The organism is Streptomyces sp. NPDC085932 (genome assembly GCF_044540525.1).
Taxonomy (GTDB): domain Bacteria; phylum Actinomycetota; class Actinomycetes; order Streptomycetales; family Streptomycetaceae; genus Streptomyces; species Streptomyces levis.
Genome location: NZ_JBITSJ010000001.1, coordinates 532672 through 559195, shown reverse-complemented (window position 1 = coordinate 559195; position 26524 = coordinate 532672). Strand labels below are relative to the sequence as shown.

The 26524-nt window shown below is 75.8% G+C and carries 13 protein-coding genes; all 13 read right to left on the bottom strand.

Annotation, left to right across the window (positions count from 1 at the left end; all coding sequences use genetic code 11):
• Positions 1–15: 15 nt before the first annotated feature.
• Positions 16–801 carry a hypothetical protein gene (locus tag ACIGAQ_RS02285; protein ID WP_362277565.1) on the bottom strand — a complete coding sequence of 262 codons (786 nt, stop codon included), beginning with the start codon at positions 799–801 and terminating at the stop codon, positions 16–18.
• 57 nt (positions 802–858) lie between these two features.
• Entirely contained in the window at positions 859–2082 is a 1224-nt protein-coding gene (locus ACIGAQ_RS02280; RefSeq protein ID WP_399778542.1) for an FAD-dependent monooxygenase, read from the bottom strand.
• Between the two features lie 88 nt (positions 2083–2170).
• Complete coding sequence (locus ACIGAQ_RS02275; protein WP_399778540.1) at positions 2171–3157, bottom strand: beta-ketoacyl-ACP synthase III; 987 nt, start codon at positions 3155–3157, stop codon at positions 2171–2173.
• Positions 3154–4890, bottom strand: a complete 1737-nt coding sequence (locus ACIGAQ_RS02270; RefSeq protein ID WP_311680653.1) for an acyl-CoA dehydrogenase family protein — start codon at positions 4888–4890, stop codon at positions 3154–3156. The genes ACIGAQ_RS02275 and ACIGAQ_RS02270 overlap by 4 nt, the downstream gene beginning before the upstream one ends.
• A gap of 45 nt (positions 4891–4935) precedes the next feature.
• A complete protein-coding gene (locus ACIGAQ_RS02265) occupies positions 4936–6153 on the bottom strand; it encodes a beta-ketoacyl-[acyl-carrier-protein] synthase family protein (protein ID WP_399778538.1) in 1218 nt (405 codons plus the stop codon).
• Entirely contained in the window at positions 6150–6395 is a 246-nt protein-coding gene (locus ACIGAQ_RS02260) for an acyl carrier protein (RefSeq protein ID WP_311680651.1), read from the bottom strand. Before ACIGAQ_RS02260 ends, ACIGAQ_RS02265 begins: the two co-directional genes overlap by 4 nt.
• A gap of 91 nt (positions 6396–6486) precedes the next feature.
• Entirely contained in the window at positions 6487–7428 is a 942-nt protein-coding gene (locus ACIGAQ_RS02255) for a 3-hydroxyacyl-CoA dehydrogenase family protein (protein WP_399778536.1), read from the bottom strand.
• A gap of 18 nt (positions 7429–7446) precedes the next feature.
• Positions 7447–8502: an HAD-IIIC family phosphatase gene (locus ACIGAQ_RS02250; protein WP_399778534.1), complete on the bottom strand. Its 1056-nt coding sequence runs from the start codon at positions 8500–8502 to the stop codon at positions 7447–7449.
• Positions 8499–9665: an acyl-CoA dehydrogenase family protein gene (locus ACIGAQ_RS02245; protein WP_399778532.1), complete on the bottom strand. Its 1167-nt coding sequence runs from the start codon at positions 9663–9665 to the stop codon at positions 8499–8501. Before ACIGAQ_RS02245 ends, ACIGAQ_RS02250 begins: the two co-directional genes overlap by 4 nt.
• On the bottom strand, positions 9649–9924 hold the full coding sequence (locus ACIGAQ_RS02240) for an acyl carrier protein (RefSeq protein ID WP_362277589.1): 276 nt from the start codon (positions 9922–9924) through the stop codon (positions 9649–9651). The genes ACIGAQ_RS02245 and ACIGAQ_RS02240 overlap by 17 nt, the downstream gene beginning before the upstream one ends.
• 14 nt (positions 9925–9938) lie before the next feature.
• Positions 9939–10946 carry a 3-oxoacyl-ACP synthase gene (locus tag ACIGAQ_RS02235; RefSeq protein ID WP_399778530.1) on the bottom strand — a complete coding sequence of 336 codons (1008 nt, stop codon included), beginning with the start codon at positions 10944–10946 and terminating at the stop codon, positions 9939–9941.
• Position 10947: 1 nt separating this feature from the next.
• Positions 10948–18042, bottom strand: coding sequence for an amino acid adenylation domain-containing protein (locus ACIGAQ_RS02230; RefSeq protein WP_399778528.1), 7095 nt, complete (start codon positions 18040–18042; stop codon positions 10948–10950).
• Between the two features lie 32 nt (positions 18043–18074).
• The gene (locus ACIGAQ_RS02225; protein WP_399778526.1) at positions 18075–26336 is read right to left on the bottom strand and encodes an amino acid adenylation domain-containing protein; all 8262 of its coding nucleotides are present in this window, start codon (positions 26334–26336) and stop codon (positions 18075–18077) included.
• Positions 26337–26524 lie beyond the last annotated feature (188 nt).

Sequence of the window (26524 nt, the reverse complement as noted above, 5' to 3'; positions counted from 1 at the left end):
GCCGTGGCCGATTCGTCAGCTCATGCCTTCGGGGTAGGGGTAGGACTGGAAGTCGCGGTCCAGGCGGGCGACGCCGCGCGGCAGCCACTTCGCCGCCTCACGGGCGACCGTGGCGCGCGGCAGCGGCTCCTTGACGTTCCACTGGTCGGGTTTGGCGATGGTCTGCACCGCCCAGGCCATGGCGTTGATCGGGGCGATGCGCTCCCAGCGGTGGCAGTCGATGCCGAGCAGCATCATGGCCCGCATGAAGATGAACCAGATGTGGTATCCGGGCGGCGGGTTGCCGTTCATGGTGTGCACCGGGCGGGCGCGGCGCGGGTCGTTGAGCACGCCCTGCGCGAAGTCGGCGAAGGCGCCTACGAGTCCGCGGCCGTAGGGCCGGTAGAACGTGTCGAAGACGCCGAGCTGCGTGGCGGACAGGATCTGGAGAGGGCCGCGGATCGGGCTGACGTACTCGGTGAAGTTGCGCGGGTAGTCGGGGGACTTGGCCATGCTCATCCAGGTGTCGAAGATGGCCCGTTCCCACTTGTCGCCGAGGGCGGTGGCGATGTCGGCGTAGGCCTGCTCCAGCTCCGGGGTCGAGTTGTAGAGGGTCACCTCGTCGAACTGGTACCAGAGTTCGTTGGCCCGGCGGTCGCCGAGCATGCCCGGCACGTCGGGGAACTCGTCACGGCCCGGGCGGGCCGGGGCGGCGATGGCGCCGGGCGCGGCGACGAGCAGGCCGCCGGCCCCGAGGCCGACGGCGGCGGCGCCGCCCAGGGAGGTACGCAGGACCTGTCGCCTGCCGAGGGGGTTCTGCATGGTTCTTCCCGTCTGTCGTGAGCGGATGGGGTGGGACGGTCGTCGGTTCTGCCGTGCTCAGGCGGGGGCACCCGCCGGGACGGCGGTCTCGGTGAGGTCCGCCTCCGCGTCGTGCCGCTGGATCCAGGAGACGTCCTGGACCAGGGACGCCATGGAGTCCCGGGGCGCCGCGCCGTCGGCGGCGGGCCGCAGCCGCTGGGAGCCGCCGTCGCGGGAGCCGAGCTGGACGCGGGTGGTGTGCGGGCGGCGGACGGCTTCGTAGCGGCGCAGCGCCTCGGCGATCCGCCCGCGCCGGGTACCGGCACGGGCGGGCGACGGGTGCGGGGCGCCGAGGAAGTGCGCGAGGACGGCCGCGTCCTCGACGGCCTGACCGACACCCTGGCCGTGGTGCGGCAGCATCGGGTGGGCGGCGTCGCCGAGGAGGGTGACCGCGCCGTGCCCCCAGGAGGCCAGGGGCTCCCGGTCGTGGAGGTCCCAGCGCCGGGCCTGCCGCACGGCGGCCACGAGAGCGGTGACGTCCGGGTTCCAGCCGGTGAAGGCCGCGGCGAGTGCGGCGAGGTCGCCCGGCGCGCTCCACGACTCCAGAGGTTCCGCGCCGCCCGGGACGAGGGCGACGAAGGTCAGCTGTTCGCCACCGCGCACCGGGTAGAGCAGCATGCGCGCGTCGGGGCCCGCCCACACCAGCACCGTGTCGCCCGGCAGGTGCGGCACGTCCCGGCGGGCGACGAGCCCGCGGAAGGCGCTCTGGCCGGTGAAGACGGGCGTGCCGGGGCCGTGCAACGCGTGGCGCACCGCCGAGTGGACGCCGTCGGCGCCGATCAGGACGTCGGCCTCGTCGAGGCTTCCGTCGGCGAACTCCAGCCGGACGCCGTCCTCGGCGTCGGTGAACCGTTCGAGGCGGCGGCCGACCCGCACGGTGCCCGGTGGGAGCAGTCCGAGGAGCAGGGCGTGCAGGTCGGCGCGGTGGACGGTGTAGTAGGGCGCCCCGAACTCCGCCGTCCAGGCCTCGCCCATCGGGCTGCGGACGAGGGTGGTGCCGCCCGCCCACTCCCGGACTTCCATCGCCTCGGGCCGTACCGCGCGGGCCCGCAGGGCGTCGCCGAGACCCCAGCGCTGCAGGATGCGGGTGCCGTTGGGGGTCAGGTGCATGCCCACGCCGACCTCGCCGAGGGCGGCGGCCTGTTCGTGGACCCGCACCTCGTGGCCCGCGCGGGTCAGGGCGGCGGCCGCGGCGAGTCCGCCCATGCCCGCGCCGGCGATCGCGATCCGTACCTTGGGCACCGCTGGGTTCCTTCCGTGTCGGGAACAGTGCGTCTCGGTGACAGTGCGTGGGTGGTGCGGTGTCCGGGCCGTCGGTCGGAGGGCGTGCTCACGCCCGTACGTCGCACACGGCTTCCGTGTCGGGCCAGACGAGTGCCGCCGAGCCCCAGGTGAGGCCGCCGCCGAAGGCGGTCAGGACGAGACGGTCGCCCTGCCGGATGCGGCCGTCGGCGGACGCGTCGGCCAGGGCGAGCGGGATGGAGGCGGCGGCCGTGTTGCCGACGTCGGCGATGTTGGAGACGACGCGCTCGGCGGGCAGCCCCAGGCGTTTGGCCACCGACGTGAGGATGCGCTGGTTGGCCTGGTGCCCGACGAAGGCGTCGATGTCGTCGGGGCTCCAGCCCGCTGCCCGGGCCACCGACCGGGCCGACTCGGTCATGGTGGTCACGGCGCGGGTGTACACGGCGCGGCCCTGCATGGTCAGGTGGTCGCCGCCGGGCGGGATGGTGATCAGGTCGGCTCCGGTGCCGTCGCTGCCGAGTTCGCAGTGGAGCAGCGCGCCGGGCGCGTCCCGTGATCCGCGTTCCAGGACGACCGCTCCGGCGCCGTCGCCGAAGACGACGGCGGTGGTGCGGTCGGTGGGGTCGACGATGGACGAGTAGACGTCGGCGCCGATGACCAGGGCGCGTTCGCAGGTCCCGGCGGTGACCATGGCGGCCGCCGCGGAGAGCCCGTAGACGAAGCCGGAGCACACGGCCGACAGGTCGAAGGCGGCTGCCTCCAGGCCGAGCCGGGAGGCCACCGTGGGGGCGGTGGCGGGGCAGCGCCGGTCCGGTGTGGTGGTGGCCAGCAGGACCAGGTCGCAGTCGTCCCGGCCGGCCGACTTGAGCGCGGCGGCGCCGGCGGCGACGGCCAGGTCGCCGGTGCCGGTGCCGGGCGAGGCCCGGTGACGGCGTGCGATGCCGGTGCGGCTGTGGATCCAGGCGTGGTCGGTGTCCAGGTGGCGGGAGAGGTCGTCGTTGGTGACGACGGTCTCCGGCAGACAGGTGCCGAGGCCGGTGACGACGGCGGCCTGGGCGGGGTGCGGACCGGTCATGCGAGGGTGCCTCCTTCCGGTGCGGCCGTGGGCGCGACGGCGGCCCCGAGGTGCTCGTGGGCCGCGATCACATGGCGTTCGGCGAAGTCCGGGCGGGCGATGGGCGCGGTGATCAGCGCCTCGGGGACGGCGAGGGCGTCCAGCAGTTCCAGCCCGTCCACCGGGGCGGCGGCAGCGGCCTGGCGGGTCTCCTCCAGCCGGAGCACCGCGGCGGAGTCGAGGATCCCGGCCCGCAGCCCGGTCAGCGCGTGCTCCAGCAGGCAGCCGGCCGCGTACTGGCCCCTGAGCCGGGCGCCCGGGGAGCTCTCGGGGTGGGCGTACCAGTGCCCCAGCGCCAGCGTCTGGTAGACGGCGCGCGTCCACCGGTTGCTGGCCTCGCCGGGGCCGGACTGTTCGACGCGGTCGAGCAGGGCGTCGCAGATCCGGCGCAGCTTCAGCACCGGTTCCGCGCCGCCGGACGCGGCGACCGCCTCGTCGAGGACGGCGTCGAAGTCCTCGCGGCGGCGCAGGGCGTAGCGCGAGGCCTGATACCCGAGGACGGTGTTGTCGCCGCCGAAGGTGACGGCGATCTCGTAGTCGTGCAGCAGGGGCGCGATCTGGTTGTCGTCGTGGTAGCCGAGGCCGCCGCAGAGTTCGCGGGTCTCGGCGAGGGTGTGCCGGGCGTCGGCGGTGCAGCCGGACTTGCCGCAGGAGATCAGGGCGTGCACCACCTGGTCGCGGGCGGGGCGTTCCCGGGCGGCGCGGGTCACGGCGACGGAGGTGAGGGCCTCCATGGCGTGCCGGGCGGCGAGCGCCCGGCCCACGGCGGTGGTCAGCCGCATGCGGTAGTGGGCGTGGCCGATCAGCGGTGCGCCGAAGGCGTGTTTGACGACGGCGAACCGGGTGGTGACCGCGCAGGCCAGACGCTGGGCGTGGGCGGCGCCCACGGACGGGAACAGCCGCTCGTGGGTGAAGGTGGCCAGGCACTCCTCGAACCGCCGGTGGCGGGGCAGCGGGGAGCTGTAGACGCCGTCGGGGCCGATGGTGGCCCACCGGTCCATCAGCGCGGACAGCGGCAGCCGGCAGTCGGTGAAGGTCAGCAGTCCGGTCTGGTTGGCCGTCACGCCGCCCTTGGGTTCCGCCCGGCCGATGCGCACCCCGGGCAGCGTCCGGCCGCCCTCGCGCAGCGGCACCCGGAACCAGTGGTGCCCCTCGTCGCGGCCCGCGACCTCCAGCCGCCCCAGGACCATTGCGACGTCACCGGTGTGCAGGCTGTTGCCGATCCACACCTTGGCGTCGGCGGGGCTCGGGGTGTTCAGGACCAGGGTGCGGCTGCCGGGGTCGTGGACGGCCGTGGTGCGGACCCGCTTCAGGTCGGAGCCTGCGTGCAGTTCGGAGGCGGCGAAGCAGTACACCTTCGCCATCCGGTCGATCTCCGGGCCGTAGGAGCGGACCTGGCCGGGGCCGCCGTGACTGAGCAGCGCGTCTCCGGCGATCTGGTGGGAGACCAGGACGTTGAGCAGGGACAGGTCGTAGGCGCCGATCCAGCCCATGGTGCGCAGGAAACCGGGGAAGTCGGCGCCGTCCCCGCGGCCCAGCCAGAGGGAGTTGGCGGTCAGCCCGGCCCGGTTCAGGAGTCGTGCCCGGCGCAGCGTCAGCAGGCTGTACTCGTACAGGCCCTGGCCGGCCGGGCGCACAGGGGTGAACTCGGGCCCGGCGAGCACCCGGGCCAGTTCTTCTTCGCGTTGCGTCATGGACTCCCCCAGGAACGGGTCGCTCGGTTCGGTGGCGGCGGTGGGTCAGGCGTCGAGCAGCAGGGCGCAGTTGCTGCCGCCGAACCCGAAGGAGGTGCTCAGGGCGACGGTGGCGCCGTGCCGGCGGGCGCCGCCCAGGACCAGGTCCAGCTCGGGCAGTTCCGGGTCGGGCCGTTCGGTGTGGGCGATCGGCGGCAGGATGCCGGTGCGCAGGCTGCGCAGGGTCAGCACCGCCTCGATGGCGCCGGCCGCGCCGAGGGTGTGGCCGAGGAGCCCCTTGTTGGCGGTGACCGAGGGGTTGTGCGGGAACAGCCGCGCGATGAGCCGGCTCTCGGTCAGGTCGTTCGCCGGGGTCGAGGTGCCGTGGGCGTTGACGGTCTGCACGTCGGCCGGGCTCAGGTGGGCCTGTTCCAGGACCTGGCGCACGGCGGCCTCGGCGCCCGCGCCGTCGGGACGCGGGGCGGTGGGGTGGTGGGCGTCGGAGGTGCTGCCGTAGCCGAGCAGCCGGCCGAGCACCTCGGCGCCGCGGGCGCGTGCCTTGGCGGGCTTCTCCATGACCACGGCGGCGGCGCCCTCGGAGATGACGAACCCGTCGCGGTCGGCGGCGAACGGCCGGGAGGCGTCCGGTCCCTTCTGCGCGGACAGGGCGCCCATGCGGGCGAAGCCGGACACCACCACGGGGGTCACCCCGGCGTCGGTGCCGCAGGCGATCACCGTGTCGCACAGGCCCGCGTCCAGCAGGGTCTTGCCGAGACCGAGCGCCACCGCCCCGGAGGCGCAGGCCGCCACCACGGTGTGGCTGGGTCCGGTGATGCCGTGGCGCAGGCTGACGGCGCCCGCCGCCATGTTGATCAGTGAGCGGGGGTGCAGATACGGGGAGACGATCCCGGGGCCGCCGCGCGCGAGCCGCTCGTGCTGCTCGTGCAGGGTCGTGGTGCCGCCGAGACCGCAACCGACGACGACACCGACCCGGCTGCCGTCCCAGCTGCCGGAGTCGAGGCCGGAGGCGGCCAGGGCCTCGTCGACGGCGGCGAGCGCGAAGCGGATGAACGGGTCGGTGCGTGCCGTTCCCCGCCCTTCCAGCTGTCCGGGGCGCAGGGGCGGCACCCGCAGGCTGTGCCGGACTCCGGTGCCCTCCAGCGGCTCGGGGTCACCGGACTCCAGGGAGCGGGCCTCGCACAGTGCGTCCCAGGTGGAGTCGGTGTCGGTGCCGGCCGGCGTCACCAGTCCGGTGCCGGTGATGGCGACGGGCCCGTCGGTCACGCCGCTTCCCGACCCGATCCGGCCAGGGCGACGATGTCCCCGACGGTGAGGTCGGCCATGCGGGTCTCCTCGCCCTCCAGGTCGATGCCCGTCTCCTCCTTGATGCGGACGATGAGCTCGGCGACGGCCAGCGAGTCCAGCTCCAGGGTGCGCAGGCTGACGTCGTCGGCTATCTCTCCGGGGTCCACCTCCAGGTCCTCGGCCAGGATGGTGTGCACGATCGTCTGCGCGTCGATGCTCATGGCTGTCACCTCAGTCGGTTGTCGGGGGGTGGGGACCGGCGGCGCTGCCGGTGGGGTCGGATCCACTGTGCTGGCGGTGGATATGAGCCACCTATCGCGCCGTTATCGCGTGCCCGGCGCCCTCGGTGGCGGGCGCTCCGGCCGGCCCGGACCGCCCGGGATAGGAGTGGAAACCCTGCCCCGACTTGCGGCCGAGGCGGCCGTCGGCGACCAGCCGGGCGAGCAGCGTGCAGGGGGTGAAGCGGGCGTCGCCGGTGAGGGTGCGCAGCACGTCGAGGGAGTCGACGACGGTGTCCAGGCCGATGAGGTCGGCGGTGCGCAACGGGCCCATGGCGTGCCCGAAGCACTCCTGGAAGACGCGGTCCACGGTCGCGGCGTCGGCGGTGCCCGCCTGGACGACCGCGGCCGCGTCGTTGACGGTCGCCATCAGGACCCGGTTGGAGACGAACCCGGGGGCGTCGGAGACGACGATGCCGTGTTTGCCCATGCCGGCCAGCAGGCCGAGGGCGCGGTCCAGGGTGCCGGCGCCGGTGTGCGGGCCGCGTATCACCTCCACGGCGTCCTTGGCGTAGGCCGGGTTCATGAAGTGCATGCCGAGGACGCGTTCGGGCCGGCCGGTGCGGGCGGCGAGCCGGCCGACGGGGATGGCGGAGGTGCACGAGGCGAGCACGGCGCCGGGCGGGCAGACGGCGTCCAGGGTGCGGAACAGTTCCTCCTTGAGCGGGAGGCGTTCCGGGGCGCACTCGATCACGAAGGAGACATCGGCCAGGTCCCTCGGGTCGCGGGTCCAGCGGACCCGGGCGGGCAGGGTGCCGGGCGCGTCCCGTGGTGCCTTGCGCAGCAGTACGGCGGCGCGGGCGCCGTCGCGCAGCCGCGCGGGACCGGTGGCGAGGGCGTGCCGGTCGGGGTCGGTGACGACGACGTGGTGACCGGCCGCGGCCAGGCACTGGGCCACCCCGACGCCCATCGTGCCGGCGCCGGCCACGCCGACGGTGAGCGGGGGCGGGGCGGCTGTGTCGTGGGCGGTGTGCATGGGCGTCTCCTGCGAGGGTCAGGGGCGGGTGACGACGCGGACCGCGCCGTCCGGGGCGGGGGGTGTGCGGGCGGGGTCGAAACCGAGGAGGAGGCCCGCTTCGGTGTGCTCGACCACCTCGAAGCCGCTGAAGCGCAGGTTCACCAGCATCACGCGGTTGACGTCGGTGGGCACGAACTCGGCGAGCGGGCGGCGGCCCGAGCCGAGCGCGTCCCGCACCACGTGGCCGATCAGGGCGGGGCCGACGCCCCGGTTGATGACCCGGCAGGACAGCAGCAGGAGCTGCAGCAGGCTGGTGCCTTCGCCGCGCTCGCTCAGCGCGAGGCCGACGGTGCCGTAGGAGCCGAACCGGTCCTCCAGGCTTGCGACGAGCACCTGGTGGGCCGGGGAGCCGCACAGATCCCGCAGTTCGGCGAGGCCGTAGGTGCGGCCGGTGGTGTTCAACTGGTGCGTTCGGACCGTGAGTTCGTGGGCGCGTTCGAGGTCGTCGGCGGTGGCCGGGCGTACGGTGAGGACCAGGCCGAGCGAGCTGAGGAACTCCTGCGGGGGCCCCGTGTGGTCCTCCTGGGCCTGTCTGCGCCGCAGTTCGCCGCGGTAGAGCAGGCGCCGGGCGCGGCTCTCGGCGGTCACGTGGGAGGGGCGGTAGTCGGGCAGGCCGGGCAACAGCGCGGCGTGCGCCGCGGGATGGCAGCGTACGGTGGGCAGGGCCGCGGCGACCTCGGCGCGTTCCACGGCGTCGTTGTCGATGAAGGCGACGGTGTCCAGCCCGATGCCCAGGGTGCCGGCGATACGGCGGACCGCCTCCGACTTGGCGCCCCAGCCGACCTCCACCACCGTGAACAGCTCGAGCAGGCCGAGGGCGGTCAGATGGGCGGTGGCAGTGGCGTGGTCACCGCGGCTGGCGACGGCGTGCAGGATGCCGCGCTCGTCCAGGGCCTTGAGCGTGGCGAGGGCCGCGGGGGAAGGACGGGGGGCGTCCCCCTCCAGCACGGTGCCCTGCCACAGGGTGTCGTCGAGGTCCCACACGAGGCATTTGACGACGGGGGGCTCGGGGGTGCTCGCGGGTGCGTTCACGGGCGTACCTCCCGGCGGGCGCCGTGCGCCGCCGCGTTGAAGCCGTGGCGGCGCAGCAGCCGGTCGGCGATGTGCAGTTCCGCGACGTGCGCGGAGCCCTCGATGAGTTCCATGACCTTGGCGTCGCGGAAGAACCGCCCCACGAGGCTGTCGGGGGCGCATCCCGCCGCGCCGAGCGTCTGCACGGCACCACCGGTGACCCGCACGGCTGCGCCGGCCGCCGCGTACTTCGCGACGACGGTGTCGGCGACCGCCTCGGGCAGCCGCCCGGCGCGTGAGCGGGCGGCCCGGGCGCACAGCTCGCGGGCCGCTGCGACGTCCACGGCGCCGCGGCCGAGCAGGGCACGGACCACCTCGTGCTCGGCGAGGACGGCGCCGGCCTGGTCGCGGCGTGCCGCGTGCCCGGCCGCGGCGTCCAGACAGGCCTCGGCCATGCCCACGCATCCCCACGCCACGGTGAAACGGCCGTGGTCGAGCGCGGTGCCCACGACGTGCGAGAGACCGAGGCCGACCGGGGCCAGGAGATGGCCGCGGGGCACCCGCACCCGGTCGAGGTCGAGATGGGCGACGCCGGCCGCGCGCAGGCCGAGCTGTCCTCGCACGGGCTCCCTGCGGACCCCCGGCCGGTCGCCCTCGACGAGCACCGCCGCGGGGCGTCCGTCCGCCGTGCCCAGGACCAGAAAGACATCGGCGGTCCGGCCGAAAGTGACCCAGCGTTTGCTCCCGGTGATCTCGAGCTCGTGGCCGTGCTCGGTCACCGACGTGGTCACGGCGGACAGTTCGGTGCCGGCGTCCCGCTCGGTGGCCGCGAACGCGGCGAAGCGCTCGCCGCCGGCCAGCGACGGCAGCCAGCGGGCGCGCTGGGCGGGGGTGCCCCAGCGCAGCAGCGCGGCGGTGACCATGTCCTGGACGGTGACCAGGGCCCGCAGGGCGCTGCACACCCCGCCGAGCCGTGCGCAGACCTCGCCGAGCTCGGCCGGGGTGCCGTCGCGGCCCCCGTGTGCGGCGGGCACGCCGACGCCGAGGAGTCCGGCGCGGGCGGCCGCCGTCCGGACGGAGCCGGGCAGTTCGCCGTCGCGGTCCCAGTCGGCGGCGGCCGCCTGTACGGAGGCGGCGAGGGCGGCGGCGTCCGCCGCCGCGTCCGTTTCAGCCGTGCGCGGCATCGGCCGCCGTCCCGCCGGAGATCCGCCCGTCCGTCTTGGCGGTGACGAACGCCAGGATGTTCGTCCCGGTGCGGAAGTTGCCGATGTCGAGGTCCTCCGCCTCGACGGTCAGCCCGAAGCGGTGCTCGACGTACGTGACGAGTTCCAGCGCGAACAGCGAGTTGGCGCGCCCGTCGGCGAAGTAGTCGTCGTCGGGCCCGACCGGGCTGCCCAACGCGCGGGTGAGGAAGGCCAGGACGTCCTCGGCCGCTGTTGCCATGGGGTCTCCCGGGTCTAGAGCTGGTACGTGGGTGCGGGGGCGCCGTCGGTGCCGACGAGGAGCAGGCTCCAGGCGGCCACCGGACTGGCGTTGATCAGGACGAGGGGCCCGTCCTCGGCCACCTCGCCGCGGCGCAGGGCCGTGTGGAGGTTGAGCAGGACGTCGGCCGGTCCCAGGTGCCCGTAGTGGCGCAGGTTGTCGCGGCAGGCGGGCAGCAGGGTGATGTCGAGGGCCTCTTCGAGGAAGGCGAAGCCTCCCTCCGACAGGTTCTGGCTGACGTATCCGCGGACGTCGTCGCGGTGCAGTCCGTTGCGCTCCAGCAGCCGCCGCAGCAGGCCCTCCAGCCGGCGGCGGGTCTCCAGGGCGAGCCGGAAGGAGTAGGTGGTGGTGTCCCGGCACTCCTCCCGCCAGTCGGCGACGGGGCGGTCTCGGAACGGTACGTGGAACAGGTCCCAGTAGGCCCCGTCGCTCTCCTGGAGGCAGTCGAGGACGGACAGGTCGCCGCTGCGTCCCAGCAGCAACGCCTGCCCGGCGTCCCCGTTGACGGTCACCGGGTGCCGGTAGCGGGCGGGGGTGGCGGGCTTGCTGCCGTGCACGACGAGGACGTGCTCCAGTCCGGAGTCGGCGGCGAGGAGCCCTCGGGCGGTGAGCAGGGCGGGGGTGAGCGACACGCAGCCGAGGCCGCCCACGGAGAAGGTCAGGGCCCGGTGGGCGCCGAGCAGGTCCTGCAGCCGGGTGGCCTCGGAGGTCATCAGCCGGTCCGGGGCGCGGGACTCGACGACCACGAGCGCCCCGAGGTCGGCGGCGTCGACGCCGGCGTCGGCGAGCGCCCGCCGGGCCGCGTCCCGGGCCAGGTCCAGCGCGCCGAGGCCGTCGTCGGCCCGGATCCGGTCGATGCCGAGGGCCAGGCAGAGTTCGCGTTCGGCCGGGTCGAGTGCGGCCAGTTCGGGCAGGTCGGCGACGGCGACGGACCGCTCGGGCAGCTGCCAGGCGGCGGCCCGGATGGCGAGCGGGGCGGCCATGTCAGGGCCGTCCGGCGGGTCGGCCGGGTTCGGCGGACCGGCCCGGTCCGGCGGGTCGGCCGGGGTCGGCGAGTTCGGCGAAGGCCTCGGCGAGCCGGTCGGCCAGCGCGTTCATACGGTCGGCCGGCAGCCGGTCGTCGTGCACCAGGTGGAGCTCCAGGGCGCCCGCCGAGACGGCGCTGGTGACGATGGCCGGCACGTACGACAGCAGCGCGTTCTGGGGCAGGGCCAGCGGCCCGGAGCGGATCCACACCGGGTCCGCGCCCGTGCGCAGTTCGTCGGCGCCGGTCGCCGTGTGCTCGACGAGCAGGTCGGGTTCGGGCAGGGCGCGCAGCGCCGCCGTGGCCTCGGTGAGCGGGCTGAGGTGGCGCAGGATGCCGTAGCCGACGCCGTCGTTGGGTACGGAGCGCAGGATCTCGGCGGCGGCCGGGACGAGTGTGCCGGCGTGCTGTCCCGGCGCGACCGGCAGGAGCACGGGGTGGGCGGTGGTGAACCAGCCGAGCGCCGGGGACCGGTCGGCGGGCCGGTAGGGGTTGGGGGTGCCGGAGCCCACGGTCAGCACGCAGGCGTCGGGGGCTCCGCGCCAGCGGCTCCAGGCGCAGGCCACGGAGGCCACGGCGGCCTCCCGGCCGGGCGCGCCGGACTCCCCGAGCACGGCGGCGACCTGTTCCGGGGGCAGTGTGCGGCGCAGCACGGCCGTGCCGGTGCAGGGACCGGCGGGCCGGTCGGGCAGGGTCCCGGCGGCGCGCACGGACCGCAGGACGGCGGTCCAGTGGCCGAGTTCGCCGGCCGGTTCGTCGCCGCGCGCCTGCCGCCGCAGATGGGCGGTCCAGTGCCGCCACGCCCGACGCCGCACGTCTCCGTCGTCGGGCTGCTGCTCCGCCGGACTCGCCGTCCGCAGTGCGCAGTTCAGCTCCTCCAGCAGCGGTACGGCCGAGATGTGGTCGTAGGCGAAATGGTGCACGGCCAGGAGCAGGATGCCGGTGCGGCGTGGGCCGCGGTCGTAGAAGCGGGCGCGGAGCAGGGGGCCGCGCACGGGGTCCACGGCCACGGCGAGTTCGCTCTTGTCGGCCTCCAGGACGGCCGGTACGGCGTCGTCGTCGAGCAGGGGCAGGGCTCTGACGTCGACGACGGTGGACGTCTCGGCGGAGGCGCGGACGAGGCGGTGTCCCAGCGCGTTGGTCCTGAGCCGCATCCGCAGCGGTTCGTGGCGCCGCACCAGCTGGGCGAGTGCGGCGCGGACCGCGTCGGCGCGGAGGCCCGGGGCCGTTTCGAGGACCTCGGCGACGACCAGGTCGCGGGCGTGGTCGGGTGCCTTGTCCAGGACGGCGTGCATCAGCGGGGAGAGGTCGATCGGGTCGTCGGGGTCGTCCTGGGAGGGGCAGGGGCCGGCCGGGGCGGTGGGGTCGGAACGGGCGGCCAGGGCGGCCAGTTCACGCAGGGTGGGATGGGTGAGGACGTCGTGCGGGGTGAGGGTGAGTCCGGCGCGTTCGGCTCGGGCGGCGACAGCCACACTGAGTACCGAGTCCCCTCCCGCGGCGAAGAAGTCGTCGTCGGCGCCGACGGGCCGGCCCAGCAGCTCGGTCCAGATCCCGGCCAGGATCCGCTCGGCGTCCCGGGCGTGGGGTGGGGGTGCCGCGACCGGCGCGGGAGGGTTCGTCGGGGGCATGGGCGCTCCGGGGTCGGCGTCGGTCGGGTGGGGGCCGGCGGCCTCGGTGAGGGCGCGGCGGGCCGGTTTGCCGTTGGGGGTGCGCGGCAGGTGCCGGTGGGCGCGGACCCGGGCCGGGACCATGGCGGCGGGCAGCCGCCGGGCGAGCCGGTCGAGGAGGTCGGCGCCGGAGGGCAGGGACTCGCCGGCGACGTGCGCGACGAGCCGGGGCGCTCCGCGGGGGTCCGGCTCGGCGATGACGAGGGCCTCCCGCACTCCCGGCTGGTCGAGCAACGCCCGCTCGATCTCCGCCGGTTCGACGCGGTGGCCCCGGATCTCCAGCTGGTCGTCGGCGCGGCCCCGGAAGTCGAGGGTGCCGTCGGGACGGAGGCTGACCAGGTCTCCGGTGCGGTACATGCGCGCCCCGGGAGTGCCGGCGTAGGGGTCGGCGACGAAGCGCGCGGCCGTCGGGCCGGGCAGCCGGTGGTAGCCCCGGCCGACGGCCCGGCCGCCCAGGTAGAGCTCCCCGGGCCGTCCGGGCGGCACGCGGCACAGGTCGGGGCCCAGCACGTACGCGCCGACGCCGGGCAGCGGGCCGCCGATGCCGGGCACTTCGCCGGCCGGCTCGGGCACGACCTCGCCGCAGGTGCCCACCACGGCGCATTCGGTGGGTCCGTACATGTTCAGCACCCGGAAGGGCGTCCCCGGCGCCGGGCGCACGCGCAGCCGGTCGCCACCGGTGGCCAGGACCCGCGGGGCGGGGCCCGGCGCGCCGGGGGCGTCGGCCAGGACGAGTTCGGCCAGCGGGGTGGGCAGGCAGGCCACCGTGACGCCCTCCTCGGCGAACCGGCGGAGCAGGGCGGCCGGGGTGGGCAGGGTGTCGTCCGTGACACTCAGGGTCGCCCCGTGCCGCAGCGTCGCCAGGATCTCCAGCACCGACCCGTCGAATCCCGGCGCGAACCCCTGGGCCGTCCGGTCGCCGGAGCGCAGCCCGGTCTCCCGGCCGAACCACGCCAGCAGGTTTTCCAGGGACCCGTGCTCGACACCGCAGCCGTGCGGGCGGCCGGTGGAGCCGGAGGTGAAGGCCACGTACGCGAGGGCACGGGGGTGCGGACGCGGGGTGGGGGCCGGTGGCGCGCCCGGGAGCGGAGCCGAGTCGCCGGGCAGGGAGACGAGTGTGTGCGTCCGGGCGTACGCCCAAGTGAGGTGCGGTGGGCCGACGAGGACGCCGGCGCCCAGGTCGGCGAGGATGCCGGCCAGCCGGTCGGGCGGGGCGGCCGGGTCGAGCGGGACGAAGGCGGCACCCGACTTGAGCACGCCGAGCCAGGCCACGACCAGGTCCGTGCCGCGCGGGGCGAGCACCGGCACCAGTGTGTCCGGCCCCGCTCCGGCCTCGGTCAGCCGTGCGGCGAGCAGGTCGGAGCTCCGGTCGAGTGCGCCGTAGCCGCAGACACGGCCGCCGTGCACGACGGCGGGCCGCTCCGGGTCCGCCGCGGCGACGCGCCGCACCGCGTCCGTCACGTCGCCGCCGGGCGCCGGCCGCCCCGTGCGGGACGCCGGCAGGTACGGGGAGAGTTCGGACAGGGGGCGGTCCGGGGCGTCCAGCACGGTGGCGACCAGGGCGAGGAACCCGTCGGCGAGTTCCTCCATGGTGCCCCGGTCGAACAGGTCGACGGCGTACTCCAGATAGCCGGGCATGGGCCCGTCCGCCTCGTCGCTGACGCCCAGGGTGAGGTCGACCTTCGCGGTGCCGGGCGCGATGCCGGTCACGGCCGCGGCGCCGGTGACGGTCAGGCCGGGCAGTTCCGCAGTGTGCGGAGCCGTGTTCTGGTGGGTGTAGCAGACGGTGAACAGGGGGTGCCGGGACGGATCGCGCCGGGGGTTCAGATCCGTGACGATCGTCCCGAACGGCACGTCCTCGTGGTCCAGCACGCCGGTGACCGTGGCGGCGGTGCGCCGCACCAGCTCGCGGAAGGTCCCGCGGCCGTCCACGGGGGTGCGGAACGGCAGGACGTTGTTGAAGTAGCCGACGAGGTCGTGCGCGGCGGGGTCGAGGCGGCCGCTGGTGGCGGCTCCTACGACCACGTCCCGGTGCCCGGCCCACAGATGCAGCAGGGAGTTGACGGCCGCGAGCATGGTCACGAACGTCGTGACTCGCTCCCCCCGGCTGAACTCCCTGATCCGCCGCGCCGGTTCGTCGGCGATACGGAATTCCAACAGCTCTCCGGCGTACGACGGGACGGGCGGGCGCGGCCGGTCCAGCGGAAGTTCGCCGGGCAGCAGACCGGCCAGTTCGGCCCGCCAGAACCGCAGTCCGCCGGCGAGCGCCCCGCCGGTCAGCATCTCCCGCTGACGGTGCGCGAAGTCGCCGTACTGGACGGGCAGTTCGGGGAGCCGGGCGGGCCGGCCCTCGCGGTGGGCCCCGTAGTGCTCGGCGAGGTCGCGGAAGAACACCGCGGGCGACCAGCCGTCGAAGACGATGTGGTGCCAGGTGCACAGCAGCAGGTGGTCGTCGTCGGCCAGGGTGATCAGTGTCGTCCGCTGCAGCGGTCCGGTGTCCAGCCGGAACGGCGTCCGGGCCTCGGCGCCGGCGACGCGGTGGGCCTCTCGTTCACGCTCCCGCGCCGGTCGGTCGCGCAGGTCCACGACGGTCAGCTCGGGCGGCGGGGCGTCGAACACCGCGTACGGGCGGCCCTCGTCGGCCAGGATCCGGCTGCGCAGCACCTCGTGGCGCGCGGTCACCGCGCGCAGGGCGGCCGCCAGGGCGGCGGTGTCCAGGTCGCCGTGGTAGCGCATCCGGCCTGGGATGTTGTAGAGCGGCCCCGGAGGCAGCAGGCGGTCCAGGTACCAGAGTTGTTCCTGGTTGACGGAGAGCGGGGTGCGGCCGGTGCGCGGGACGGCCCGGAGGGTCCGCTCGGAGCCGTGGTCGCGCGGGCGGTTCTCGGCGGGTGCCTTCCTGCGGTCGATGAGCGTGGCCATCTGCCGGACCGTCGGGTTCTGGTAGAGGTCGGCGAAGGTGATGCGGGCGCCGAAGCGTGCCCGTGCCTCGCGGAGCAGGGTGATGCCCGCGATGGACGTCCCGCCGAGGTCGAAGTAGTTCGCGTCGGGGCCGATGCCGGGGGCGTCGAGAACGCTGCGCCAGATCTCCGCGACCGCCTGTTCGGTGCCGTTGCCTGTGCGGTGTCCGCCGTGCCCGTCGTCGAGGGGCGGCGCCGTGGAGGCGGGGAGCGGTACGGAGGCCGGGGCCGGTGCGATCTGCGGGCCGGACGGTGGTCCGCACCAGCAGGGCAGTTCCTCGAACGGGTAGGCCGGTGCCTCGATCCGTGCCAGGTCCCGCCCGTCGTACAGGCGCTCCCAGTCGATCGCGACGCCGAGTTCGTACAGCCGGGCGAGGGCCCGCAGCACGCCGGGCCGGCCCGCGTCGCCGGGCAGGGAGACCACCGGCAGGTCCGGCGCCAGCTCCCGGACGCGCCGCGAGAGCACCCCGTCACCGCCGAGTTCGAGGAGGACGGCGCCCTGCTGCACGAAGCCGCGGACGGCCCGCAGCAGCCCCGTCTCGTCGACCTGGTCCGTGAGGGGGGCGTGCCGCGCCCGCGCCCGGGCGTCCGCCTGGGTCAGCTTGCCCCGCGCGACCTGAACGGCGAGATTGCCCGGCCCCGAGCCGACCAGCCGCCCGGTGTCGAGTCCCAGCGCCCCGGCGAGCCGGTACAACGCCACCTGCCGTCCGAGCAGCCGCAGGCCTGCCGTGTCTCCGGGGTTCTTGTCCCCCGGGTCTGTGCCCCCCGGATCCGCACCTCCCGCATCCGTGTCCCCGTCACCCGTCCCCCGGCCCCCCTCGGAAAGCCGCGGGAAGTCGGCGCGCAGCGTGTGCCATGTCCGTTCGTCGAGTGCGGCGACGGAGGCGTCGCCGGAGCACAGCAGGACCAGCGGCGGGTCGGCCGGGGCCGGTTCCGTGGGCACGGCGGCGGTGCGCAGCGCCCGCGCGAGGCCGTCGGTGTCGCGGGCGACGACGGCGACACGGTGGCGGTGGTCGTCCCGGCCGCGGTTGAGGGCGTGGGCGACCTCGTCGAGCGGGTGCCCGGTGTCCGCCGCGAAGTCACCGGCCCGGGCGAGGCTGCGCTCCAGCGCGGCCGGTGTGGCGGCGGACACGGTGACGAGTTCCCAGCCGGGCCCGGACGTCGTCGCCCGCGGTGGGCGGATGGGCGCCTCCTCGACGACCACGTGCACATTGGTCCCGGTCAGCCCGAAGGAGCTGATTCCCGCCCGGCGCGGTCCGCCGTCGCCGGCTTCGGGCCAGGGCCGGGCGGTGTCGTTGACGCGGACGGGGCTGCCCGAACCGAGGAGCGGGTGCGGCTCGGTGAAGCCGGGCGTCGGATAGAGGGTGGTGTGGCGCAGTCCGGCGAGCACCTTGAACAGGCCCGCCATACCGGAGGCGTGGTCCAGATGACCCACGTTGGCCTTGACGGCGCCGATCGGCAGCGGCTCGTCCATGCCGCCCGCGGCCCGCAGGGCCCGGCGCAGACCGGCGGCCTCCACGGCGTCCCCGAGGGGTGTGCCCGAGCCGTGGCACTCCAGGAACCCGGCGGAGCCGACCGGCAGGCCCGCCGCCCGCCAGGCCGCCTCGATCACCTCGGCCTGGGCGTCGCGGCTGGGCGCGCTCATGCCGGTGGCCCGGTTGCCGTTGTGATTGACGGCGGCCCCGCGCAGCACGGCGTGGATGTGGTCCCGGTCCGCCAGCGCCCGGGCCAGCGGCTTGAGGACGACGATCCCGCCGCCCTCGCCGCCGACCGTGCCGTCGGCGGCGGCGTCGAAGGGCCGGCACACACCGCCCGGCGACTCGATGCCCGGCAGCGGCTCATGGTGGTCGCGGGGGCGCAGTACGGTCTGCAGGCTCACACCGCCGGCGAGGGCGAGCTCGGCCTGCCCGGAGCGCAGTTGCTCCACGGCGAGGGCGACCGCGGCCAGGCTGCCGCTGCACGCGGTGTCCACGACCTGGCAGGGACCGGCCAGGTCCAGCAGATAGGCGACGCGGGCGGCGGTCGCCGCGGGCAGGGTGCCGAGGATGCGCTGCGGGTCGTCCTCGGGGACGAGGGCGGCGTAGGCGGGGTCGGGGGCGCTGAGGACGACCGCGGTGCGCGAGCCCCGGAGTCCGCCGGGTGCGTGACCGGCGTGCTCCACGGCCCGGTGTGCCAGCTGCAGCGCGAGCCGCTGGTGCGGGTCCATCGTCCCGGCCTCGCGCCGGGAGAGCCCGAAGTAGGCGTGGTCGAACAGATCGATGCGGTCGAGGTAGGCGCCGGGCGCGTGGTCGAGGGCGGGGTCGCCGCCGGCGTACCGCACCCGGTCCGGGCCCGGCGGCCCCACGGCGACCCGCCCGGCGCGCAGGTTGTCGTGGAGCGTGTCCAGGTCGTGGGCGCCGGGCAGGGCCAGCGCGAACCCGATGACCGCCACAGGGTGGTCGTGGCCCCTTGCGTCCCCCCGCATCACAGTTCCCAGTCCCCGTCGGCCGTCCCGGGCGCGCCCGGGTCCGGAGCGGGCCCGTCGCCGTCGTCGGGGCTGCCGTCCGGCGGTGGACCGCCGCGCGCGGCGAGCAGACGGGCCATCTCCTCCACGGTGGAGTGTTCGAGCAGCTCGGCGACGGAGATCGGTTCCCGGCCCGGCGGGTTGAGCCGGGCCGCCAGCTCCAGCAGGGTCAGCGACGTCCCGCCGGCCTCGAAGAACTTCTCCCGCGCGCCGACGCCGTCCCGTCCGATGAGCCGGGCCCACTCGCGGGCGACGTACCGCTCGGCGGCCCCCCTCGGCGCGCGGCCGGCCGGCGGCCGGGAGCGCGGGGTGGCGCTCAGGGCGCGGCGGTCGAGTTTGCCGTGCGGGGTGAGCGGCAGGCTGTCGTGCACCAGGAACGCCGAGGGCACCAGGTGGCCGGGGAGCCGCCGGGCGAGGTCGGCGCGGACGGCGGCGAGCCTCCGCGGTGTGCCGTCGGCGGGGGTCGCCGGGACCAGATGGGCCGTCAGGCGCCGCAGCCGGCCCGTGCCGTCGGCGGTGACGGCGGCCCGGGCCACCGCCGGGTGGGCGGTGAGCACCGCCTCGATCTCGGCGGGCTCGACCCGGAAGCCGCGCACCTTGACCTGGTCGTCGGCCCGGCCGAGGAACTCCAGTTCACCGTCGGGGCGGCGGCGGACCCGGTCGCCGGTGCGGTACATGCGGGCGCCGGGCGGCCCGAACGGGCAGGCCGTGAACCGCAGGGCGGTCTGCGCCGGGCGCCCCCGGTAGCCGCGGGCGAGTCCGGCACCCGCGAGGTACAGCTCCCCGGCCGCGCCCGGCGGCACGGGCCGCAACCCGGCGTCCAGAACGTACACGCGCGTGCCGGGCACGGGGGTGCCGATCGGGGGTTCGCCCGTGCCGCTCAGCGGGCCGGTGACGGTGGCGCACACGGTGCTCTCGGTGGGGCCGTAGGCGTTGCGGACGGTGATGTGCGGGGCGAGCCGGGCGGCGAGCGCGGCGGGCAGGTGCTCGCCGGCGGAGACGACGGCCGTCGCACGGGGCAGCTCCGCCTCGGGCAGCATCGCCAGCACCGCGGGCGGCAGCGTGACGTGAGTGACCGCCTCCCGGGCCAGCGTGCGGGCCAGCTCCGGCCCGGGCCGGAGACGGTCGGGCGGGACCAGGACGAGCATGGCTCCGGTGAGCAGCGCCGCGCACATCTCCCAGACCGCCGCGTCGAAGCTCGCGGCCGCGAACTGGAGCACCCGGCTGCCGGGCCCGAGGGCGCCGGTGCCGCGCACCGCGGCGAGCATGCCGGTCACCCCGCGGTGGGTGACGTCGACTCCCTTGGGGCGGCCGGTGGATCCGGAGGTGTAGATCGTGTACGCGGTGTTGCCGGGGCGTACGGGCACCTCGGGCGCGGTGGCCGGAAGCCGGTTCAGGACGGCTTGCGCGGCGTCGAGCGCCACCAGACGTACGCCCGGCGGGCGCCAGGGGGCGTCCTCGGGACCGCGGGTCAGCAGGACGGCCGCGCCGGAGTCCGCGACGGTGCCCGCGGTGTGGTCGGCGGGGTGGTCGGGGTCCAGGGGGAGGAAGGCCGCACCGGCCTTGAGGACGGCCAGGTGGGCGACGATCCGGTCGGTGCCGCGGGGCAGGGCCACGGCGACGAGGGTCTCGGGGCCGGCGCCGCACGTGCGCAGATGGCGTGCGAGCCGGTTGGCGCGGGCGTCCAGCTCGGCGTACGTGAGGCGGTGGGTGCGGCCGGCGTCGCTGTGGTGGACGGCTGTCGCGTCCGGGGTGCGGGACGCCTGGGCCGCGAACAGGTGGTGCAGGCAGACCGGTTCGGGCGGCGCGGGCACCGCTTCCCCGGGGCCCGGGACCGCTTCGTCGGCGGGTGCCGGCACGGCCGCCACCGGGGCGTCCGGTGCGACGGCGGGCAGGGCGAGCAGCGTGGTGACGAGTTCGCCGGTGAGGCGGGCGATCTCGTCGGCGGTGAACACGGTGGTGTCGTAGTCGGCCTGCAGCACGAGGTCGCCTCCGGAGTGGACGAGCAGCGAGAGCGGGTAGTTCGTGGCGTTGTCGGTGTCGAGGCGGACGACCCGGGCCCGGCCGGCGCGTACGGCGGCCGGATCGTAGGGGATGTTGTCGAAGGCGAGGGCGGTGGCGAACAGGTCGGCCGCCCGGTCCGTCCCGTCGGCGGTGGCCAGGCCGGACAGGGGGAACGTGGCGTGCCGCCGGGCCTCGACCTGGCGGTCCTGGATGCCGTGCAGCCAGTCCAGGAGCGGAGCGCGCGCGTGCACGCGGATGCGCACGGGCAGCGTGTTGACGAGCAGCCCGATGATGCTCCCGGCGTCCGGCAGGTCGGCCTCGCGGGTGGAGACGGTCGCGCCGAACACCACGTCGTCCGTGCCCCCGTGCCGGGACAGCAGCAGGGCCCAGGCGGCCTGCACGAGGGTGTTGAGGGTGAGGCGGTGGCGCCGGGCGAAGGAGCGCAGGCGTTCGTGCTCGGGCAGGGGGATCGTGACGGTGTGTCCGGCGTGCGGGCCCGGCCCGCCCTCCGGCGTGGACCTGCGGCCGTAGGGCAGGGGCGTCGGCCCGTCGCACCCGTCGAGTTCCGCGCGCCAGTGGGCGCGGCCCGCCGTCTCGTCACGGGTGCCCAGCCAGTGGACGTAGTCGGCGAAGGGCCTGCGGGGTGTGACGTCCGGGGTGCGGCCGGCGGCGAGGTCCTCGTAGGCGGTGAGGACGTCGGTGAGAATCTCCGACACGCTCCAGCCGTCCACGAAGAGGTGGTGCGTGGTCCACAGGACCGTCGCCTCGTCGTCGTCGGTGCGGGCGATCGCCAGCCGCAGCGGCGGGGCATGGCGCGGATCGGGGTCTTCGGCCCGTTCCCGCTCCCCCAGCGCCGCCGACGCCCGGCGCCGTCCGTCGGGGGTGAGTCCGCGCCAGTCGTACACCGCGACGGGCACCCGCACCTCGGGGTGCACGACCTGCTCGGGCCGCCCGCCGTGCGGCAGGCGCACGGTGCTGCGCAGCGCCGGGACGTGGTCGACGACGTGCTGCCAGGCCCGGGCGAGGGCCTCGGCGTCGGTGACCCCGGCCAGGGTCATGGTGATCCGGCGGACGTACGGGTCGCGCCCGGCCAGGGCGTGGTAGAGCAGCCCGGCCTGCAGCGGCGTCAGTGGGTACCGGGAGCGCGGCAGGGGGCCGTCCGGGTTCGTCGCCGGGGGCGCGAGGGGGCGGACCGCCTCCGCCAGGGAACGCACGGTGGGCCGGGCGAACACGTCCGCGGGGGTCACCTCCAGGCCGGCCGAGCGGGCCTCGGCCACGAGCCGGACGCTGGTGATGGAATCGCCGCCCAGGTCGAAGAAGTCGTCGTCGGCGCCGACGCGTTCGGTGCCGAGCACCGCCGCCCAGACGTCCGCCAGCGTTCGCTGCACCGGCGTTTCCGGCGGGCTGTACGCCGCCTGCGGCGTGACGACGGGGACGGGCAGGGCGCCGCGGTCGACCTTGCCGCTGGAGTTGACGGGCAGGGCCGGTAAGGCGACGAAGGCGGAGGGGACCAGGGCGGCCGGCAGCGAGCGGGCGAGGAAGCGGCGCAGGGCGGTGCCGGTGGGGGCGTCCCGGCCGGGGCGCGGTACGACGTAGCCGACGAGTCGGAGTCCGCCCGGGTCGTCGCGCCGGGCCGCCACGAACGCCTCGGCGACGTCGGGGTGGCCGCGCAGGACGGCCGCCGTCTCGGCGGGTTCGACGCGGTGGCCGCGGATCCTGACCTGGTCGTCCAGGCGGCCGAGGTGGGTCAGGGTGCCGTCGGCGCGCATCCGGACCAGGTCGCCGGTGCGGTACATGCGGGCACCGGGCGGCCCGAACGGGTCGGCGGTGAAGCGGGCCGCGGTCTGCGCGGGCCGGCCGTGGTAGCCGCGGGCGAGCCCGGCCCCGGCGATGTGGAGTTCGCCGGGCGTGCCGACGGGGACGGGACGCAGCCAGGCGTCCAGGACGTAGTGGCGTGCCCCGGCCACGGGCCGGCCGATGGGGACGCCGTCCGCTCCGGCCACCGGGCCCGGGGCCGGGTGGGGCACCAGGTGGCCGGTGGAGCACATCGTGGTCTCGGTCGGTCCGTAGAGGTTGGCGAAGCAGTGGTGTGCCGCCCAGGCGTCCGCCGTGGCAGGGGGGCAGACGTCGGCGGCCGAGCAGACGAGCACGCTGTCCGCCAGTGCCGCCGGGTCGAGGGTGGTGAGCAGGGCCGGGGGCAGCATCAGTACGGTCACGCCGTCGGCGCGCACCCGGCGGACCAGGGCGCGCGGGTCGAGTTGCTCCTCGGGCAGGCTGAAGCACACGGCGGCGCCGGTCAGCAGGGGCATGAGGATCTGCCACAGGCCGCCGTCGAAGGCGCAGGACAGATGCTGGAGCATCCGCGCACCGGGTCCGAGGCCCAGCGTGCGCCGGCTGTCGGCGGCGAGGGCCGTGAGCCCGGCGTGCGGGATCTGCACGCCCTTGGGCCGGCCGGTGGACCCGGAGGTGTGGACGATGTAGGCGAGGTGCTGGGGAAGGGCCGTGCGCCGGGGCGGGGTGGCGGGGCGGCGGGCGAGAACCGTCGGTTCCTCGTCCAGGTCGGCCCGCAGGACAGGGGTGTCGCCCGGCGGCAGCAGGGGCGCGTGGTCGCCGTCCGTGAGGATCAGCCGGGGTGCCGTGTCGGCGAGCACCGCCGCCAGCCGGTCGCGGGGGTGGGCGGGGTCCAGGGGCAGGAAGGCGCCACCGGCCTTGAGCACGGCGAGCGCGGCCACGACGAAGCCGGGCCCCCGCTCCAGGCAGATGCCGGCCACCGCGTCCGGGCCGAGGCCCGCGTCGACGAGGCGGTGCGCCAGCCGGTCTGCCCTGCGCTCCAGTTCGCCGTAGGTCAGCCGCTCCTCTCCGCGTACGACGGCGATCGCGCCGGGCGTGCGGTGGGCGTGCTCGGCGAACACCTCGTGGGCGCAGCGGTCGTCCCCGGCGGGGCCACCGTCCTGCCAGGCGGTGAGCTGCCGCCGCTCGGCGGCGGTCAGGGGCGGCAGTTCCCGCAGCGGTCGGCTCCCGTGCCGGACGAGCCGTGCCAGCAGGTCCTCCAGGGCGTTCGCCAGCCGCTCGACGGTGGCGGCGTCGAACAGGTCGGACCGGTACAGCAGGTCGGTCACCAGTCCGCGCGGGGTGTCCCGGAACTCCACGGTGAGGTCGTAGTCCGCGGCCACGGCGGGCACGTCCTCCTCGGTGACAGTGAGTCCGGCGAACTCCCGGTTCCGCGATGGGGTGTTGGCCATCACGATCAACACCTGGACCAGCGGGTCCCGGCCCGACCGGCGTTCCGGCGCGAGCTCCTCGACGAGCCGGTCGAAGGGCAGGTCGGCGTGGTCCATGGCCTCGGCCACCGAGTCCCGTACGGCGGCGAGCAGGTCGGCGAAGCTCTGCCGCTCGTCGACGCTGCCGCGCAGCACCACGGTGTTGGGGAAGAACCCGATCAGGCCTTCCAGGTCGCTGTCGTCACGCCCCGAGAAGACCGTCCCCACGGCGACGTCCGGCCGGCCCGTGCGCCGGGCCAGCAGCAGCGTGCAGGCCGCCAGCAGCGTCGCGAACAGCGTGGCGCCCTGGTCACGCCCCAGGGCCGCGAGGCGGTCGCGCAGCGCCGGCGGCACGGAGCGCCGGATGCGTGCTGCCGGCCCGGTGCGCGCGGTCCGGGGGCGGTCCCGGGGCAGTTCGAGGGGCTCCATGCCGTCCAGGCGCCGCCGCCAGTACGCCAGGTGACGGTCGGCGCGGCCGGCGGACAGGCGTTGACGTTGCCGCGCGGCGTGGTCCGCGGGGCGCAGGGACAGTGGGGGGAGCGCGGCTGCGGGGTCCGAGCCGGTCACGGCCGCCGTGTAGCAGGCGCCGATTTCGGCGGCGAGCACCTCGTAGGACCAGTCGTCGGTGATGATGTGATGGGCCGTCAGCGTCAACAGGTGCTCGCGCTCGCCGAGCCGGATGAGGCGCGGCCGCAGCAGGGGCAGGGCGGTGAGGTCGAACGGGCGGGCGAGGTCGGCGCGTTGCAGCCGCTCTGCCTCGCGCTCACGTCCGGCTCGCGGCAGTCCGCCGAGATCGCTGCGGGCCACCGCCGGCCGGGCGTGCGGGTGCACGACCTGGACGCAGCGGCCGGCCTCCGTGTCGAACGTGGTGCGCAGGCCTTCGTGCCGCGCGACGACCCGGTGCAGCGCGTCCTCCAGTGCGTCCGCGTCCAGGGGACCGACGAGCCGCAGGGCCAGGCTGACGTGATAGGCCGGGCCGGGGTCGTAGTGGTGCAGGAACCACAACCGCCGCTGACCGAAGGAGGGCTCCGTCCGGACTGTCCCGCGACCTTCGGCGCCGGGCATGCGACCGGGTCCGGAGACGGCCGGGCCGTCGTCCGCATCGTGAGCCGGGCCCTGGACGGAGACGGCCGGGCTGCTGTCCGCACCGGGTTCCGGGACGGGGTGCGGGCGGGCGGCGTCGCTCTCCGCGGCCAGGGTGGCCAGGGTCGGCGCGCGGAAGAGGGCACCGGGGGGCAGCGGAGTGCCGAGGGTGTCGCGAGCGCGCGAGATCACCTGCATGGCGAGGACCGAATCGCCGCCGAGGGTCCGGAAGAAGTCGTCGTGCCGTCCGATCCGCCGCACGCCGAGCACCTCGGCCCAGACCCGGGCCAGCACGCGTTCGGTCGTCGTGCGCGGGGCCTCGGAACCGGCGCCGGCGGGACGCGGCCGACGCGGGTCCGGCAGGGCACGCCGGTCGGTCTTGCCGCCCGGCAGCTGCGGCAGCCGGTGCAGCGTGACGAACACCGCCGGCACCATGTGCTCGGGGAGCCGCGCGGCGAGCCCGGCACGCAGCCGCTCGGCGTCGAGCACGCCGCCGGCGTCGGGCACCACGTACCCGACGAGCCGACGCCGTCCGCTGCCGTCCGCCTTGACGGCGACCGCCGCGGCACGCACCTCAGGGCTCGCGACCAGCGCGTTCTCCACCTCGGCGGCCTCCACCCGATGGCCGTGGATCTTCAGCTGGGCGTCGGTGCGGCCCAGGAAGTCGAGGTGCCCGTCGGCCCTGCGCCGCACCAGGTCCCCGGTGCGGTACAGGCGTGCGCCCGCAGCGCCGAAGGGGTCGGCCACGAAGGCGAGCGCGGTCGTGCCCGGTCGGCCGTGGTAACCGCGCGCCAGGCCCGGCCCGCCGAGGTACAGCTCACCGGTCGTGCCGTCGGGCACCGGGCGCAGGGCGGCGTCCAGGACATGGACGGTGGTACCGGCGAGTGCGGGCCCGACGGGCACGGTCGCGGTGCCGTCGAGCACGCCCTCCCCGTCCAGGAACAGCACGCAGGAATCCACGGTGGTCTCGGTCGTGCCGTAGGCGTTGACCACCGTGCTGCCCGGCGCGACGGCCCGCAGCAGTGCGCGGCAGTCCTCCGTGAGCCAGCCCTCCGACCCGACGGACATCAGCCGCATCCGAGGGATCCGGGTGCCGCGCGAAAGCGCCTCGCGCGCCAGCGCCTTCGCGAGGCTCGGCACCAGCTCCACGGCGTCGCCCCCGCTGCGCGTCACGAGGTCGAAGAGCCGGGGCGGGTCGTTGATCACCTCCTGGGCGGCGATGACGAGGGTGCCGCCCGCGCAGACGGACCGCAGCAGGTCGGCGAAGAACAGGTCGACGGCGAGCCCGGTGACGGACACCAGGGTCAAGGGGTTCTCTGCCAGCCCGTACAGCCGCTCCCAGGCGCTGTGGACGCTCATCAGACTGCCGTGCGTGACCAGGACCCCCTTGGGGGTGCCCGTCGTTCCGGAGGTGTACATCAGGTAAGCGAGGGACCCCATCGCCGGACGCGCCCGGTCAGGCAGAGGGCCCGGCCGTTCGGGCAGTTCGTCGAGCAGGACGGGACGGGGGCCGTCCGGCAGCAGCGGGCCGAGCCGGCGCCGGGTCACCACGAGCCGCAGCCCCGCGTCCTCGGCCGTCCGGCGCAGCCGCTCGGGCGGATGAGCCGGGTCCAGGCCCACGTAGGCGCCACCCGCCCTGAGCACCCCGAGCACGCCCACGGCCATGTCGAGTCCGCGTTCCACACAGAGGCCGACGAGGACGTCCGGGCCGACGCCGAGGTGGGCGAGGTGCCGGGCGAGCCGCTCGGCCCGCGCGTCGAGTTCGCGGAAGGTCAACCTCCGCTCACCGTGGACGACGGCGACCGCGTCCGGCGTCCGGGCCGCCTGCCGCTGGAACAGCTCGTGCACGCGCAATGGCTCCGCCACCGCCGCCATGACCCCTCCGCCACCTCGGTCGCGTTCCCGTCCGCAGGGCGGACGCGTCATTGGGGTCTTGATGATGGTGCGCGGGCATATCACCCCGTTATCCCCGCAACGCGCGTGCCGGACGCTGGGCGGGCCGGCGTCCCGGCGACGTCGTGAGAGGTCGTCAGGGGCCGCAGAGGTTGCAGGTCGCAGAGGTC

Bases quoted from the DNA above. Each gene is read 5' to 3' on its own strand.
- ACIGAQ_RS02285 (WP_362277565.1), bottom strand. From the start codon at position 801: ATGCAGAACCCCCTCGGCAGGCGACAGGTCCTGCGTACCTCCCTGGGC.
- ACIGAQ_RS02225 (WP_399778526.1), bottom strand. From the start codon at position 26,336: ATGGCGGCGGTGGCGGAGCCATTGCGCGTGCACGAGCTGTTCCAGCGG.
- ACIGAQ_RS02235 (WP_399778530.1), bottom strand. From the start codon at position 10,946: ATGGCCGCCCCGCTCGCCATCCGGGCCGCCGCCTGGCAGCTGCCCGAG.
- ACIGAQ_RS02245 (WP_399778532.1), bottom strand. From the start codon at position 9,665: ATGCCGCGCACGGCTGAAACGGACGCGGCGGCGGACGCCGCCGCCCTC.
- ACIGAQ_RS02275 (WP_399778540.1), bottom strand. From the start codon at position 3,157: ATGACCGGTCCGCACCCCGCCCAGGCCGCCGTCGTCACCGGCCTCGGC.
- ACIGAQ_RS02255 (WP_399778536.1), bottom strand. From the start codon at position 7,428: ATGCACACCGCCCACGACACAGCCGCCCCGCCCCCGCTCACCGTCGGC.
- ACIGAQ_RS02240 (WP_362277589.1), bottom strand. From the start codon at position 9,924: ATGGCAACAGCGGCCGAGGACGTCCTGGCCTTCCTCACCCGCGCGTTG.
- ACIGAQ_RS02260 (WP_311680651.1), bottom strand. From the start codon at position 6,395: ATGAGCATCGACGCGCAGACGATCGTGCACACCATCCTGGCCGAGGAC.
- ACIGAQ_RS02270 (WP_311680653.1), bottom strand. From the start codon at position 4,890: ATGACGCAACGCGAAGAAGAACTGGCCCGGGTGCTCGCCGGGCCCGAG.